Genomic DNA, 13672 nt, shown 5'->3' on the forward strand with positions numbered 1-13672 from the left:
GGGTGAAGAAGGGCGCGGCGCCGGCGTTGTTCGCCGGGGCGCCGCGCCAGCGGGTCAACGGCTGGCACCAGCCTTCTGCTTGGCGGTGAGGATGGCGGTGTACTCGCCCGGGTCCACGCCATTGAGGTAGTAGTTGCCGACGTGGTGCAGGCGCCAGCGGATCGGGTCGTGGGTGGTGTGGACCCGCGCGTTGCGCCAGAAGCGGTCGAGGTTCCATTTGCTCAGGGAGGAACTGGCGCCGAGCAGCGAGAAGATGTCGCTGGAAATCTTCAGCGAGGCGCCATCGGAATGGGCACGGGCGGTGGCCACGCTGAGGATCAGTTCGTCCTGCAGTTCCTTGTTTTCCGGGTCGCGCTCATGGGCGTCGAATACCCGCGCGGCGTCGCGCAGCAGCGATTCGGCGGCGCGCAGGGCGACCGCGTATTCGCCAACCTGACGGATGATGTGCGGCTCGTCGCTGGCCCGCTCGACCTCGCTCTCGACCCACGGCCGGGCGTGCTGGTTGAGGTAGTCGATGCCGGCCTGCAGGGCGCCGGCGGCGATGCCGGTGTCGATGGCGGCGTGGAGGATCTGCGGGAAGGTCAGGCCGGTGCGTTTCATCGGGCCCTGGCGGCGCAGCACGTAACGCTCGTCCAGTTCGATATTGTCGAAGCGCACGGTGCCGCTCACCGAGTTGTGCTGGCCGAAGGCGTCCCAGTCGTCGACCAGGGTCAGGCCGGGGGTGTCGCGATGCAGCAGCACGCCGGCGCCGCCGTCGTCACTGGCGGCAGTCAGCGAAATCCACTCGGCCAGGAACGAACCGGTGGAGTAGAACTTGCTGCCGTTGAGCACCAGTACGCCGTCCTCGCGGCGCTCGACCCGGGTCTTCAGGGCGAACTTGTTCTTGCCGCCGACTTCAGCCAGGGCATTGCCCAGGCGCTTGCCGGCGAGCACATCGCTGACCAGGCGCTGGCGCACTTCTTCCGGGTAGCCATTGAGCACGCCGCGCAGCATGACGTTGTGGATCTGCAGCAACTGCCCGACGCCGCCGTCGGCGCGGGAAATGATCCGCACGGTCTCGACGATGGTTTCCACCGAGGCGCCGAGGCCGCCGTCGGCATGGGGCACGCCGATGGCGGTGAGGCCGCTTTCGGACAGCAGTTCGGCCTGGCGGCGCGGCAGGGTGTGGTTGTGTTGCGGGTCGGCGGCGATCGCGGCGATGTGCTCGGCGATCTCATGGGCGACGGTAATGGCCTGGGCTTCGCTTTCCAGACGGCGGGGCAGGGTAGTCACGATTAACGCTTCCTTGAATGAACAGGTGCGTGGACTGGAGCAGGTTCTGTGCCATCAGCCTGCAGCCCTTGTGCGGCGTGGCTTTCAGTGAAATCGACAGGCGCGGCTGCTGCTCCAGCAGCAGTCGGCGGGTGGTTGTTGCTCAGGCAGCAGCAGGTCCGTTGCACGGGTGTTGCCAGATCAGCAGTCCGCGTCTGGCTCCATGGCTAAAGCCCAATGAAATCAAGGGTTTGACGAGTTGGCACGGGCGCTGCAATGACACTGGCAAAGGCCACCCGGCCCCTTCGATCCGCTTGATGGAGTCTGTTCATGTCACTTGCCGCCGCTCTTGCCTCCACTCAGCCGTTGCCCGCCGCAACGACCCTGGAGCAACTCTGGTTCACCCGCTGCCCGGTGCCGACCGCTTCCGGTATCGCCTACACCCTGGGCTGGCTCGGCGAAGAATTCGCCGCCGAAGGCCTGCCGGTGCTGACCCTGCAGGAAGCCCGTCAGTTGGGCCATCACCACTACGATCATCAATTGCCAGGCCTGTTTCGCGAAGGCGGCAACGTTCCGGCCCTGGCCGCCCGCGCCGCCGGTTCGCCGAGCCGCCTGATCGGCCTGACCTGGATCGAGGAATGGCAGACCATTCTGGTCCGTCCAGGCTCGGGCATTCGCAGTGCCGCCGACCTCAAGGGCAAGCGCCTGGCCCTGCCGGCCTGGGGCGAGAACCGTCCGGGCAGCATCGCCCGGGCCATGAGCCTGCACGGTTATAAAGGCGCGTTGAGTTCGGTCGGGCTGAGCTTCGACGACGTCTCCCTGGTGGAAGTGGCGCTGGCAGATCAGGACGCCGCACCGACCCCGGAGCAGGGCCTGCAACGCCTGTGGTCGGGCCTGGAATATCTGGTGCGCGGCGAAGTCGACGCGGTCTACGTCAAGGGCGCATCCGCCGCCGACGCCGCCCGCCGCCTGGGCCTGGAAGTGGGCATCGACCTCGACCAGCTGGAGCCGCGCTTCCGCATCAACAACGGCACGCCACGGCCAATCACCGTGCACCAGAGCCTGCTGGACGACCACTTCGACCTGGTGGTGCGTTTCCTCGCCCAGACCCTGCGCGCCGCCGAATGGGCCAAGGACAACCGCGAAGGCCTGCTGCGCATTCTTCAGGACGAAACCCGCGCCGGTGCCGAAGGCGTCGATGAAGCCTACCGCGGCGACTTCCACACCACCCTGGCGCCGGACCTGTCCGAGCAGCGCCTGGCCTTCCTTGATGTGCAGAAAACCTTCCTCAACCTGCACGGCTTCCTCGAAGCCGATTTTGCCCTGGCCGACTGGGTCGACCCGCGTCCACTGCAAGCTGCCCATGAACTGTTGGCCGAGCGCACGAAGCGCGTCTAAAGGAGCAAGACCATGACCGTATTGACCACTGAACACCTGATCGATGCCGAACTGAAAGCCTTCGTTGACCAGGTCACGCACCTGGCCGGCGAGGCGTTCCGCGTCTACCGCGAAACCAACACCATCACCGCCAACGGCACCGTCGGCTTTATCGAGCGGGTGCCGGGCCGCGACCTGCTGGTGTCGGTCAACTACCCGGGCCCGTGGAAAAAGGACCAGCCGCTGAAGGCCAGCGTCACCGACTTCGCCGGCAATCTGGTGTTCGGCCAGGGCAAGGGCGGCCTCAACCGCTACACCCGCCTGTTCATCGAGCAACCGAAGATCACCACCGTGTCCCACGTGCACAGCCCGTACCTCGGTGCCTGGGCACAGACCCAGCGTTCGCTGCCGATCAGCTATGTGCCGGTGCAGCGCTTCCAGTTGTCCCGCGAGCTGCCGGTGTACATCGACCGCCGCCAGGACGAAGTCGACTTCATCCTCGACAGCCTTGCCGAAAACCCGTTCACCACCGCCATCCTCGAAGCCAACGGCGGCTCCACCGTGTGGGGCACCGAGGGCCTGCAGGCCACCGCCGAATTCATCCTGTTGCTGGAGGAGGGCGCGCAACTCCAACTGCTCGCCGAGGCCCTTGGTGGCTCCCGCGCCTACGGCCCGGGCGTGCTGACCCAGCAATGGACCATGAGCAAGCTGCTCGGCCAGGCCCGTGAGCTGGGTCTGGTTCCACCGAACGACAGCCCGCGCGCATAAGGACATCCGATCATGGCAGTAAAGATTCTCTGGTACCTCACCAGCCCCGATGGCCCGTATCCATGGGAAGAAAAGGGCCGCTGGGTGACTGATTTCTCCCACCTCAAGCAACTGGCGGTGACCGCTGACCGTCTTGGCTACTACGGTTCGCTGCTGGGCTCCAGCCCCAACGAAAGCCTGACCGTGGCCGCCTCCCTGATCGACGCCACCGAGCGCCTGCGCTTCCTGGTGGCGCAACATCCGGGCGAAGTCTCGCCGGCGGTGTTGGCCAAGTGGGCGCTGACCTTCGACGAGTTCTCCGGTGGCCGCCTGCTGTTCAACGTGGTCAACGGCAGTGACGCCGGCCTGGCGACCCTCGGCGTGCATTACCCGCACGACGAGCGCTACCAGTTCAGCCTGGAATACTGGCGCGCCTTCCAGAACATCTACGCCGGCGGCACCGAGGGCTTCGACGGTCAGTACGTCAAGCTGGCACCGCGTCCGGCTGCGGCGGCGCGTCATCCGCTGGGTGGCTGGCATCCGCCGAAACGCCTGGCGGTGCCGCTGTGGGGCGCCGGCACCTCGGGTCCGGGCGTGGCGCATTCGGTGCAACTGCTCGACGTTTACCTGAGCTTCGCCGATACCCCGCCGAAGCTGGGCGACAAGTTCCGCCGCGTCGGTGCCGAAGCCGCCAAGCTCGGCCGTGAGCTGAGCTATGGCACGCGCTTCCAGATCATCGTCCGCGAAACCGAAGAAGAAGCCTGGGCCCACGCCCAGAAGCTGCTGGACAACACCTCGCTGGCGACCACCCGCGCCGCCCTCGAACGGCAACTGCCGGCGGGCCAGACGCTGGACAGCTTCCACAGCGACGACCCGCGTATCGAAGCCAACCTGCAGGCGATCCGCGAAGGCCGCCTGCCCAAGGCCCGCGACCTGGAGATCTACCCGAACGTCTGGACCGGGCCGAGCCTGTTCGGCTTCAACCTGCTGGGGCCGGCTGCCGGCACCTACCTGGTGGGCAGTGCCGAGCAGGTCGCGGAGCGGATTCGCGAATACGAAGCCCAGGGCACCAGCGCCTTCATCCTCTCCGGCTTCCCGCTGATCGATGAAGCGCACCGGGTCGCCGACCTGCTGTTCCCCTTGCTCGACCTGGACCACGGCTTCGAGGTCCCGCGCCTCAACGCCCGCACCATCGCTGAAACGGCCGCCCAACCGGCCTGAGGAATGACCCATGCCCAACGAATTTTCCCGCCGGATCTTCCTCGGCAACAGCCTGACCATCGGTGGCGGCCTGATCCTCGGCTCCAGCCTGCTGACCGGCTGCGGTGGCGGTGAACCCGCCGCCGTGGCCGGCGCCAAGGCCATCGCCAGCACTCCGGTGCGGGGCGGACGGCTGCGCGTCGGCATCATTGACGGCGACCAGGCCGGCAACCTCGACGCGCACAAGCCGTCTGGCGGCGGGATCATTCGCGGCTGGGCGCTGTACAGCAAATTCTGGGAATGGAACGACGACGTCAGCACCCGCCTGGGCCTGGCCGAGTTCGCCGAACCCAACGCCGACGCCACGGCCTGGACCATCCGCATCCGTCCGGGGCTTGAGTTCCACCACGGCAAGACCATCACCTCCGATGACATGCTGTTCTCGATCCTGCGCCTGACCGATCCGAAACTGGCCTCGCCCTATGCCGGGCTGGTTGGCGCCATCGACCGCCAGGCCCTGCGCAAGCTGGACGACCGCACCATCGAGATCCGCTTCAAGGAAGGCCGCAGTTTCTTCCCGCTGGACGAAACCCTGATCGCCTTCGGCGGCATCGTGCCGACCGACTATGACCCGAACAATCCGGTGGGCGCCGGCCCGTATCGCCTGAAGCGCTTCGTGCCGGGCCAGCGTGCGCTGTTCACCCGTTTCGAAAACTACTTCAAGCCCAACCAGCCTTACGCTGACGAGCTGGAAATCATCGAATTCAAGGACCAGGTGTCGCGGGTCGCGGCCCTGCGTGCCGGGCAGATCGACGTCGCCAGTGGCGTGCAGGCCGAGCACAGCGCCTTGCTCAAGGCCGACCCACGGCTGCAACTGGTGGTCTCGCCGACCACCTCGTTCACCGGCTTCAACCTCAACACCGCCAAGGCGCCATTCCAGGACGAGCGTGTGCGCCAGGCCTTCCGCCTGCTGGCCGACCGCCAGGAGCTGGTAGACCGCGGCCTCAACGGTTTCGGCCGGGTCGCCAACGACCTGTATTCGCCCAACGACCCGACCTACAACCACGCCATCGCCCAGCGCCCTTACGACCTGGAGCAAGCTCGTTCGCTGCTGCGCCAGGCCGGCGTCAGCGACCTGCGCCTGGAACTGACCACCACCGCCAACGAGGTCAACGCCGCGCTGGTGTTCGCCCAACAGGCGAAAAAAGCCGGGGTGGAAATCAAGGTCACGCCAGTGGACGGCTCGGTGTTCAACGGTCCGCAGAAAGAGCAGTGGCTGATGTCGCCGGGCTCCACGCCGGCCCGCGGCTTCCTCGCCACCGGCCTGCACAACGACGCGCCGCTGGCGATTTACAACCGCAGCAATTTCCGCGACGAGCGTTTCTCGCAACTGTTCACCCAGGCCCTCGGCCAGCCGGATCTGGCCAAGCGCCGCGAGCTGGTGCATGAAGCGCAGACCATCCAGCACCAGCGCGGCGGCCTGCTGATCTGGGGCTTCAGTGACGTGCTCGACGCCGCTTCGAACAAGGTCGGCGGCCTGCACGGCGAACAGACCACCTTCGCCTCCTGGCGCTTTGACAGCCTGTGGTTGAACCATGCCTGATCGCCTGAAAACTCCCCGTTTGCCTGCCTGGCTGCCGTGGTTCATCGGCCGCCTCGGTTATGGCCTACTCACCGCCTGGGTCATCAGCCTGGTGGTGTTCCTCGCCACCCAGGCGCTGCCGTCGGACCCGGCGCGGGTCATCCTCGGCCCCGACGCGCCGCTGGAAAGCATCCTCACCCTGCGCCAGCAACTGGGCCTCGACCGGCCGATCCTGCTGCAGTACCTGAGCTGGCTGGCCCAGTTGCTGCGCGGCGATCTCGGCGTTTCGCTGGACTCGGCGCAGCCGGTGGCGGCCATCCTCTTCGACCGCTTCGGCAATACCCTGGCGCTGCTGCTCGGGGTGTTGCTGCTGGTGCTGCCGCTGGCGCTGGTGATTGGCGTCGGCCTGGCCCTGCGCCGTGACAGCCGCCTGGACCGTTGGGGCCTGGCGGCGTTGATCGTGCTAAAGGCCACCCCCGGTTATTTGCTGGCTATCGGCCTGGTGCTGCTGTTCTCCATGCCGCACTTCGATCTGCTGCCGGCAGTGTCGCTGGTCGACCCGGACCGGCCGCTGTGGCAGCAACTGCATTACCTGGCGCTGCCGGTGATTGCCCTGAGCCTGACGGCGCTGCCGTACCTGGCGCGGCTGGTGCGCTCGTCGATGATCGAAACGCTGGATTCCGACTTCGTCGGCGCCGCCCGCCTGCGCGGTGTGCCGGAGCGGCGCATCGTCTGGCGGCACGCCTTGCCCAATGCGCTGGTGCCGGCGATCCAGGGCGTGGCGTTGACCCTGCGAGTGCTGATCGGCGGCGCGCTGCTGGCGGAAGTGGTGTTCAGCTACCCCGGCATCGGCACCTTGCTCAACAGCGCGATCCAGATGCGCGACCTGCCGCTGATTCAGGGCGTGGTGCTGGTGATCACCCTCGGCGTGGTGCTGATCAATTTGCTGGCCGACCTGCTGACCGTCTTGCTGACCCCGAAACTGCGTACCGCACGCCGCCCCGGACTGATCGCGCGCAATCGCCGCGGCATCCAGAGCTGGTGGCGGCGTCCGGCGGCGAAAGCCCCTTGAAAGGAGTAGAGCATGTTCACTGCACGATTCTGGCGTGAGCCGAGTATTCGCCGCGGCGCCCTGGTGACCCTGGCGGTGGTGCTGCTGGCGCTGTTCGGCCCGTGGCTGGCGCCCCATGCGCCGACCGATATGCTCGGCGGCGTGTACGGCGCGCCCACGGCCGCCGCGCCGCTGGGCCACGACTTCCTTGGCCACGACGTGCTGTCGCGGCTGCTGGCCGGCGGCCTGTCGATTCTCTGGATGTCCCTGGCTGCGGCCGGGCTGGCGCTGGTGGTGGGCAGCGTGCTGGGCATGCTCGCCGGCCTGTCGCGGCAGCGCCTGGACCAGGTCATCACCTGGCTGGCGGATGTCTGGCTGGCGTTCCCCGACCTGATTCTGGTGCTGCTGATCGTCTCCATGCTGGGTCGCGCGCCGTGGCTGATTGTCCTTACCGTGGCCATCGCGTTTATTCCCGGGGTGATCCGACTGGCGCGCGGCAGCGCGGTGTCGGTGGCCAGCCAGGAGTTTGTCGAGGCAGCGCAGATGATGGGCTTTTCCCGGACCCGCATTCTCTTGCGCGAGATCCTGCCCAATGTCCTGACGCCGTTGCTGGTGCACTTCGGCAACATGCTCACCTGGGGCATCGGCATGCTTTCGGGCCTGAGCTTTCTTGGCTACGGCGTCGCCCCTCCGGCGGCGGACTGGGGCCTGATGATCAATGAAAACCAGGCGGGCCTGCTGGTCCAGCCCTGGGCCGTGCTGGCCCCGGCGCTGCTGATCGCGGTGTTCGCCTATGGCACCAACTTGCTGGCCGAAGGCATTGCCCGGTACAGCGCGGGAGCGCGCTCATGAATGCATTCGTCCTGTCCGAACCGGTGCAGACCGGCGCCAGCGCCGATGAGGGCCGCATTGCGGCCCTGCAGGTCGAGGGCCTGCGGGTCGACCTCGACAACGGCAGCGATGTGATCGACCACATCGACTTCAGCCTGGAACCTGGGGAAATCCTCGGTCTGGTGGGTGAGTCGGGTTCCGGCAAGACCACCCTCGCCACCGCCTTGCTCGCCCACGCCCGTCGCGGCGCACGCATCACGGGTGGGCGAGTGCGGGTCGCCGGCACCGACTTCCTTGCCCTCGACGGCGAGGGCTTGCGCCGTGCCCGGGGCGGGCTGATCGGCTACGTCGCCCAGGACCCGGCGCTGGCACTGAACCCGGCGATCCGCATCGGCAAACTGCTGCTGGAAACCCTGCGCGCCCACGAACCGACACTGGGGAGCGAGGCCTGGGAGCAACGTCTGCAACAGACCCTGGTGGATGTCGGTTTGCCGGGCGACCGCGAGTTTCTCCGGCGTTTTGCTCATCAACTGTCTGGCGGCCAGCAACAGCGGGTGATGCTGGCGCTGGCGTTCATTCTGCGGCCGAAACTGATCGTGCTCGATGAGCCGACCACTGCGCTGGACGTCGGCACCCGCGCGCACATCCTGCAAACCGTGCGGCGCCTGTGCAAGGAACAGGGCGTGGCGGCGGTGTACGTGTCCCATGATTTGGGCGTGATCAAGGACCTGGTGGACCGGGTGATGGTCATGTACGCCGGGCGCATCGTCGAAGTCGCCAGCCGCGAACGGCTGTTCGCCCGGCCTGGCCACCCGTACACCCTTGGATTGCTCGCGGCGATTCCGGAAGTCGGACGCCAGCGCGTGCTGCGCGCCATCGCCGGGCATGCCCCGGCGCCGGGGCAGCGTCCGCGCGGTTGCGCCTTCGCGGGCCGTTGCGAACGGCGTACTGCCGCGTGCGAGCAGGCGGAACCTGCTTTGCAAGCGCTGGACGGCACCCAGCAGGTGGCGTGCCTGCACCCGCAACTGACCGTGTTGCCAGAGGCGGAAAGCGCTGCGCCACGGCTGTTTGTCGAAGGGCGCACGCCGTTGCTGGAACTGCGCGAACTGAACCTGACCTATGACCGCCAGGTGCTGTTCGACCTGGATTTGCAGGTGTACCGCGGCGAATGCCTGGCGGTGGTCGGCGAGTCTGGCTCGGGCAAGACCAGCCTGGCGCGGACGCTGGCCGGCCTTGGCGACAACGCCACTGGCAGCCTGAATTTCGAGGGCCAGCCGCTGAGCCTGCTGGCCCGCCAGCGCCCTGCGGCGACGCGGCACCGGATCCAATACATCTTCCAGAACCCGTACCGCGCGCTGAACCCGCGCCAGACCGTCGCCCAGTGCCTGCAAGCGCCGCTGGAACACTTCTTCGGCCTCAAGGGCGCCGCCTGCCGGGCCCGCATCGATGCGGCGCTGACGCGGGTGGCATTACCGCTGGAAACCGCGAACAAGTACCCGCATCACCTGTCCGGCGGCGAGCGCCAGCGCGTGGCGATTGCGCGGGCGTTGGTCTGCGAGCCTGAAGTGCTGATCTGCGACGAAGTCACCTCGGCCCTGGACGTGTCGGTACAGGCCGCGATCCTCGCGCTGCTGCGCGAATTGCAGGCGGAGGGCATGACCCTGGTGTTCGTTACCCATGACCTTGGCGTGGTACGGGCGATTGCCGACCGTATTGTGGTCGTCAAGGAAGGCCGGATCATCGAGGCCGGGGCCAGCAGCGAAGTGCTGGACCGGCCGCAGACGGGGTATGTGAAGGGGTTGGTGGAGCAGGCGATGTTTTTGCGGTAGGTGCTTCTGCTGAGGGCCTCATCGCTGCATAGGTATCTACACATCTCACAGGGCATCGCAAAGCGTCGGTCACCTGCAATCCTGTGGGAGCGGATTCACCGGACGCCGGACCGCCGCGAAGGGCCGCAAAGCGGCCCCAAAACCATCCCGCACGAGGTGGCTGTCTATGTCCGGCATTTCTTTCGGCTGCCAGGACGCTTGAATGTGATAACCAGTCCAGGCAGAAACAGTGTGCTGGATGGATTTAGGGCCGCTGTGCGGCCCTTCGCGGCGGTCCGGCGTCCGGTGAATCCGCTCCCACAGGATCGCAAGTGGCTGACGGTTTGCGATGCCCTGCGAGATGTGTAGATATCCATGCAGCGATGAGGCCACCAGCTCCACCCTCAATCCAAGATCCAAACCCAGTGCACCACCAACGCACGAATTCCCCTACATGCGCCATTCTGGCCCGCAATGTGCACTTACACCTTCCATCGATTACTGATCGATCGATCAGGTCTGCGCGACGGCCCGCAACCCGCGCCCGCGCAGACGTTCTTTAACCGCCGCGTGTGCCTGGGACTGCCCGTCAGCCCCAATAAACGCGGTGTTTGCCGGAACCGCTGGAATGTCCCTACCCGAACAGCTTCCGCTCGCGAATCCCACCGCAGGCTGGAGCGCCGAGCTGATGCTGCGCTTCGTTGAACGAGGCGGCAAGACCTGTATTGGTGCGCGACGTCATTTCGGACCTCTTTTGGTGCAACGGCCGTTCTACCCCGAGGGCGCGCCGTGCCACGTTTATGTGCTGCACCCGCCCGGCGGTGTGGTGGGCGGTGATCGCCTGACCCTCGACGTGCACCTGGAGCCCGGCAGCCACGCACTGTTGACCATGCCCGGCGCCACCAAGTTTTACCGCAGCGCCGGCCCTGTTTCGGTGCTCAAGCAGCATTTCCACCTGGCCGAAGGCAGCACCCTGGAGTGGCTGCCTCAAGGCAATATCTGCTTCGACGGCGCCCGGCTCAGCCTGGAAAGCCGCTTCACCCTGGCGCCCGGCGCGCGCCTGCTGGCCTGGGAAACCCTGTGCCTGGGCCGTCCGGTGATGGGCGAACGTTTCAACCACGGCACGCTGGACAGCCGTCTGCTGATCGACATGCCGGACGATCCCGGCCTGCACGAACGCCTGCGCATCGACGGCGGGCAATTGCACAAGCTCGCCGGTTATCCGCTACAAGCCACCTTCTGCGCCGCGCCCGCCACTGCCGAACTGCTGGAACAGGCGCGGGCGCTGCTCGACGAACTCACTGTACCGGCCGGGGCGACCCTGCTCGGCCACTTGCTGGTGGTCCGCCTGCTGGACCACGACAACCAGCGTCTTCAATCCACACTGGCGCGGCTCTGGCACGCGCTGCGTCCGGCCATCACTGGCCTGGCGCCGTGCCCGCCGCGTATCTGGGCCACCTGAGAGAGCGACCATGGAGCTGACCCCGAGAGAGAAAGACAAACTGCTGCTGTTCACCGCCGCGCTGCTCGCCGAGCGCCGCCGTGACCGTGGCCTGAAACTCAATTACCCGGAAGCGGTGGCGCTGATCAGCGCGGCGGTGATGGAAGGCGCCCGCGACGGGCGCACCGTCGCCGAACTGATGAACATGGGCCGCGAGGTGCTGACCCGCGAGCAGGTGATGGAGGGCGTGCCCGAGATGATTCACGACGTCCAGGTGGAAGCCACCTTTCCCGACGGGACCAAGCTGGTCACCGTCCATGACCCGATCGTCTGAGCGGCGTAACAGGAGAGCAGGATGATTCCCGGAGAAATACAGGTCGCTGCTGGCGACATCGAGCTGAATGCCGGACGCGAGACGATCAGCGTCAGCGTGGCCAACCACGGCGACCGGCCGGTGCAGGTCGGCTCGCACTATCACTTCTTTGAAGTCAACGACACCCTGGTGTTCGAGCGCGAGGCCAGCCGCGGCTATCGCCTGGATATTCCCGCCGGCACCGCGGTGCGCTTCGAACCGGGGCAGTCGCGCAGTGTCACGCTGGTGCCTTACGCCGGCAAGCGCGAAGTCTACGGCTTCCAGGGCAAGGTCATGGGCAAGCTGGAGGCGCAGGCATGAGCCGGATTTCCCGTCGGGCCTACGCCGACATGTTCGGTCCTACTGTGGGCGACCGCGTGCGTCTGGCCGATACCGAGTTGTGGGTCGAGGTCGAGAAGGACTTCACGATTTATGGCGAAGAGGTCAAGTTCGGCGGCGGCAAGGTGATCCGCGACGGCATGGGCCAGGGCCAGATGCTCGCCGCCGAAGCCATGGACCTGGTGCTGACCAACGCGCTGATCATCGACCACTGGGGCATCGTCAAGGCCGATATCGGCGTGAAGAACGGTCGCATCGTCGGCATCGGCAAGGCCGGCAACCCCGATGTGCAACCCGGCGTGACCCTGCCGGTGGGGCCGGGCACCGAGGTGATCGCCGCTGAAGGCAAGATCGTCACGGCAGGCGGCATCGATTCGCACATTCACTTCATCTGCCCGCAGCAAGTGGAAGAAGCGCTGACCTCCGGGATCACCACTTTCATTGGTGGCGGCACCGGGCCGGCCACTGGCACCAACGCCACCACCTGTACGCCAGGGCCGTGGTACCTGGCGCGGATGCTCCAGGCGGCGGACGAACTGCCGATCAATATCGGCCTGCTGGGCAAGGGCAACGCGTCGCGACCGGAGGCCCTGCGCGAGCAGATCGCCGCAGGCGCCGTGGGCCTGAAATTGCACGAAGACTGGGGTTCGACCCCCGCAGCCATCGACTGCTGCCTGGGCGTGGCCGAGGAAATGGACGTGCAGGTGGCGATCCACACCGACACCCTCAACGAGTCCGGCTGCATCGAAGACACCCTGGCCGCCATCGGCGACCGCACCATCCACACCTTCCACACCGAGGGTGCCGGCGGCGGTCATGCGCCGGACATCATTCGTGCGGCGAGCTTCGCCAACGTGCTGCCGTCGTCCACCAACCCGACCCTGCCGTACACCATCAACACGGTGGACGAGCACCTCGACATGCTGATGGTCTGTCACCACCTGGACACCAGCATCGCCGAGGACGTGGCGTTCGCCGAATCGCGGATCCGTCGCGAGACCATCGCCGCCGAAGACATCCTGCATGACCTCGGTGCCTTCTCCATGACCTCATCGGACTCCCAGGCCATGGGCCGGGTCGGCGAAGTGGTGCTGCGTACCTGGCAGGTGGCGCACCAGATGAAACTGCGTCGCGGGCCGCTGGCCGGGGACTCTTCGTACAGCGACAACACCCGGGTCAAGCGCTACATCGCCAAATACACCATCAACCCGGCGTTGACCCACGGCATCGCCCATGAAGTGGGCTCGCTGGAAGCCGGCAAGTTGGCTGACCTGGTGCTCTGGGCGCCGGCGTTCTTTGGCGTCAAGCCGGCGCTGGTGATCAAGGGCGGGATGATCGCCACCGCGCCGATGGGCGATATCAACGGCTCGATCCCGACGCCGCAGCCGGTGCATTACCGGCCGATGTTCGGCGCCCTCGGCGCGGCGCGGCATGCCACGCGGATGACCTTCCTGTCGAAGGCCGCCTTCGATGATGGCATCCACCAGCAACTGGGCCTGCGCAGCCTGATCGGCCTGGCCCACGGCTGCCGCACGGTGCGCAAGGGCGACATGGTGCATAACGGCCTGATGCCCAACATCGAGGTGGATTCGCAGACCTATGAAGTGCGCGCCGACGGCGAACTGCTGGTGTGCGAGCCGGCCAGCGTGCTGCCCATGGCCCAGCGCTACTTCCTGTTCTAACCCCAAGGAGA

The 13672-nt window shown here is 66.6% G+C and carries 12 protein-coding genes; 11 read left to right on the forward strand and 1 reads right to left on the reverse strand.

Annotated elements, in window-relative coordinates; genetic code table 11:
- Positions 1 to 54: 54 nt before the first annotated feature.
- Complete coding sequence (locus tag HWV67_RS04375) at positions 55 to 1272, reverse strand: acyl-CoA dehydrogenase family protein (RefSeq protein WP_175650091.1); 1218 nt, start codon at positions 1270 to 1272, stop codon at positions 55 to 57.
- Between the two features lie 309 nt (positions 1273 to 1581).
- On the opposite strand from HWV67_RS04375, the gene HWV67_RS04380 reads away from it, so the two are divergent.
- The 11 genes from HWV67_RS04380 (at position 1582) to ureC (ending at position 13661) form a co-directional block, all read left to right on the forward strand.
- Entirely contained in the window at positions 1582 to 2649 is a 1068-nt protein-coding gene (locus tag HWV67_RS04380; RefSeq protein ID WP_175650092.1) for an ABC transporter substrate-binding protein, read from the forward strand.
- A 12-nt stretch (positions 2650 to 2661) separates the two neighbouring features.
- Positions 2662 to 3396, forward strand: coding sequence for a class II aldolase/adducin family protein (locus tag HWV67_RS04385; RefSeq protein ID WP_175650093.1), 735 nt, complete (start codon positions 2662 to 2664; stop codon positions 3394 to 3396).
- A 12-nt stretch (positions 3397 to 3408) separates the two neighbouring features.
- On the forward strand, positions 3409 to 4596 hold the full coding sequence (locus HWV67_RS04390; RefSeq protein ID WP_175650094.1) for an LLM class flavin-dependent oxidoreductase: 1188 nt from the start codon (positions 3409 to 3411) through the stop codon (positions 4594 to 4596).
- 10 nt (positions 4597 to 4606) lie between these two features.
- Entirely contained in the window at positions 4607 to 6178 is a 1572-nt protein-coding gene (locus HWV67_RS04395; RefSeq protein WP_110970448.1) for an ABC transporter substrate-binding protein, read from the forward strand.
- Positions 6171 to 7229, forward strand: a complete 1059-nt coding sequence (locus HWV67_RS04400; RefSeq protein ID WP_175650095.1) for an ABC transporter permease — start codon at positions 6171 to 6173, stop codon at positions 7227 to 7229. The genes HWV67_RS04395 and HWV67_RS04400 overlap by 8 nt, the downstream gene beginning before the upstream one ends.
- Before the next feature lie 12 nt (positions 7230 to 7241).
- Positions 7242 to 8060: an ABC transporter permease gene (locus HWV67_RS04405; RefSeq protein WP_175650096.1), complete on the forward strand. Its 819-nt coding sequence runs from the start codon at positions 7242 to 7244 to the stop codon at positions 8058 to 8060.
- Positions 8057 to 9868 carry a dipeptide ABC transporter ATP-binding protein gene (locus tag HWV67_RS04410; protein WP_175650097.1) on the forward strand — a complete coding sequence of 604 codons (1812 nt, stop codon included), beginning with the start codon at positions 8057 to 8059 and terminating at the stop codon, positions 9866 to 9868. The genes HWV67_RS04405 and HWV67_RS04410 overlap by 4 nt, the downstream gene beginning before the upstream one ends.
- 607 nt (positions 9869 to 10475) lie before the next feature.
- Positions 10476 to 11309 carry an urease accessory protein UreD gene (locus HWV67_RS04415; RefSeq protein WP_175650098.1) on the forward strand — a complete coding sequence of 278 codons (834 nt, stop codon included), beginning with the start codon at positions 10476 to 10478 and terminating at the stop codon, positions 11307 to 11309.
- A gap of 10 nt (positions 11310 to 11319) precedes the next feature.
- A complete protein-coding gene (locus HWV67_RS04420) occupies positions 11320 to 11622 on the forward strand; it encodes an urease subunit gamma (protein WP_110971036.1) in 303 nt (100 codons plus the stop codon).
- A 21-nt stretch (positions 11623 to 11643) separates the two neighbouring features.
- Positions 11644 to 11961: an urease subunit beta gene (locus HWV67_RS04425; protein WP_175650099.1), complete on the forward strand. Its 318-nt coding sequence runs from the start codon at positions 11644 to 11646 to the stop codon at positions 11959 to 11961.
- Entirely contained in the window at positions 11958 to 13661 is a 1704-nt protein-coding gene (gene ureC / locus HWV67_RS04430; RefSeq protein WP_175650100.1) for an urease subunit alpha, read from the forward strand. Before HWV67_RS04425 ends, ureC begins: the two co-directional genes overlap by 4 nt.
- The last annotated feature ends 11 nt before the right edge of the window (positions 13662 to 13672 follow it).

The sequence above is a fragment of the Pseudomonas sp. Marseille-P9899 genome (assembly GCF_903166565.1).
Taxonomy (GTDB): Bacteria; Pseudomonadota; Gammaproteobacteria; order Pseudomonadales; family Pseudomonadaceae; genus Aquipseudomonas; species Aquipseudomonas huaxiensis.

Bases quoted from the DNA above. Each gene is read 5' to 3' on its own strand.
- HWV67_RS04420 (WP_110971036.1), top strand. From the start codon at position 11,320: ATGGAGCTGACCCCGAGAGAGAAAGACAAACTGCTGCTGTTCACCGCC.
- HWV67_RS04410 (WP_175650097.1), top strand. From the start codon at position 8,057: ATGAATGCATTCGTCCTGTCCGAACCGGTGCAGACCGGCGCCAGCGCC.
- HWV67_RS04400 (WP_175650095.1), top strand. From the start codon at position 6,171: ATGCCTGATCGCCTGAAAACTCCCCGTTTGCCTGCCTGGCTGCCGTGG.
- HWV67_RS04425 (WP_175650099.1), top strand. From the start codon at position 11,644: ATGATTCCCGGAGAAATACAGGTCGCTGCTGGCGACATCGAGCTGAAT.
- ureC (WP_175650100.1), top strand. From the start codon at position 11,958: ATGAGCCGGATTTCCCGTCGGGCCTACGCCGACATGTTCGGTCCTACT.
- HWV67_RS04395 (WP_110970448.1), top strand. From the start codon at position 4,607: ATGCCCAACGAATTTTCCCGCCGGATCTTCCTCGGCAACAGCCTGACC.
- HWV67_RS04415 (WP_175650098.1), top strand. From the start codon at position 10,476: ATGTCCCTACCCGAACAGCTTCCGCTCGCGAATCCCACCGCAGGCTGG.
- HWV67_RS04405 (WP_175650096.1), top strand. From the start codon at position 7,242: ATGTTCACTGCACGATTCTGGCGTGAGCCGAGTATTCGCCGCGGCGCC.
- HWV67_RS04390 (WP_175650094.1), top strand. From the start codon at position 3,409: ATGGCAGTAAAGATTCTCTGGTACCTCACCAGCCCCGATGGCCCGTAT.
- HWV67_RS04385 (WP_175650093.1), top strand. From the start codon at position 2,662: ATGACCGTATTGACCACTGAACACCTGATCGATGCCGAACTGAAAGCC.
- HWV67_RS04380 (WP_175650092.1), top strand. From the start codon at position 1,582: ATGTCACTTGCCGCCGCTCTTGCCTCCACTCAGCCGTTGCCCGCCGCA.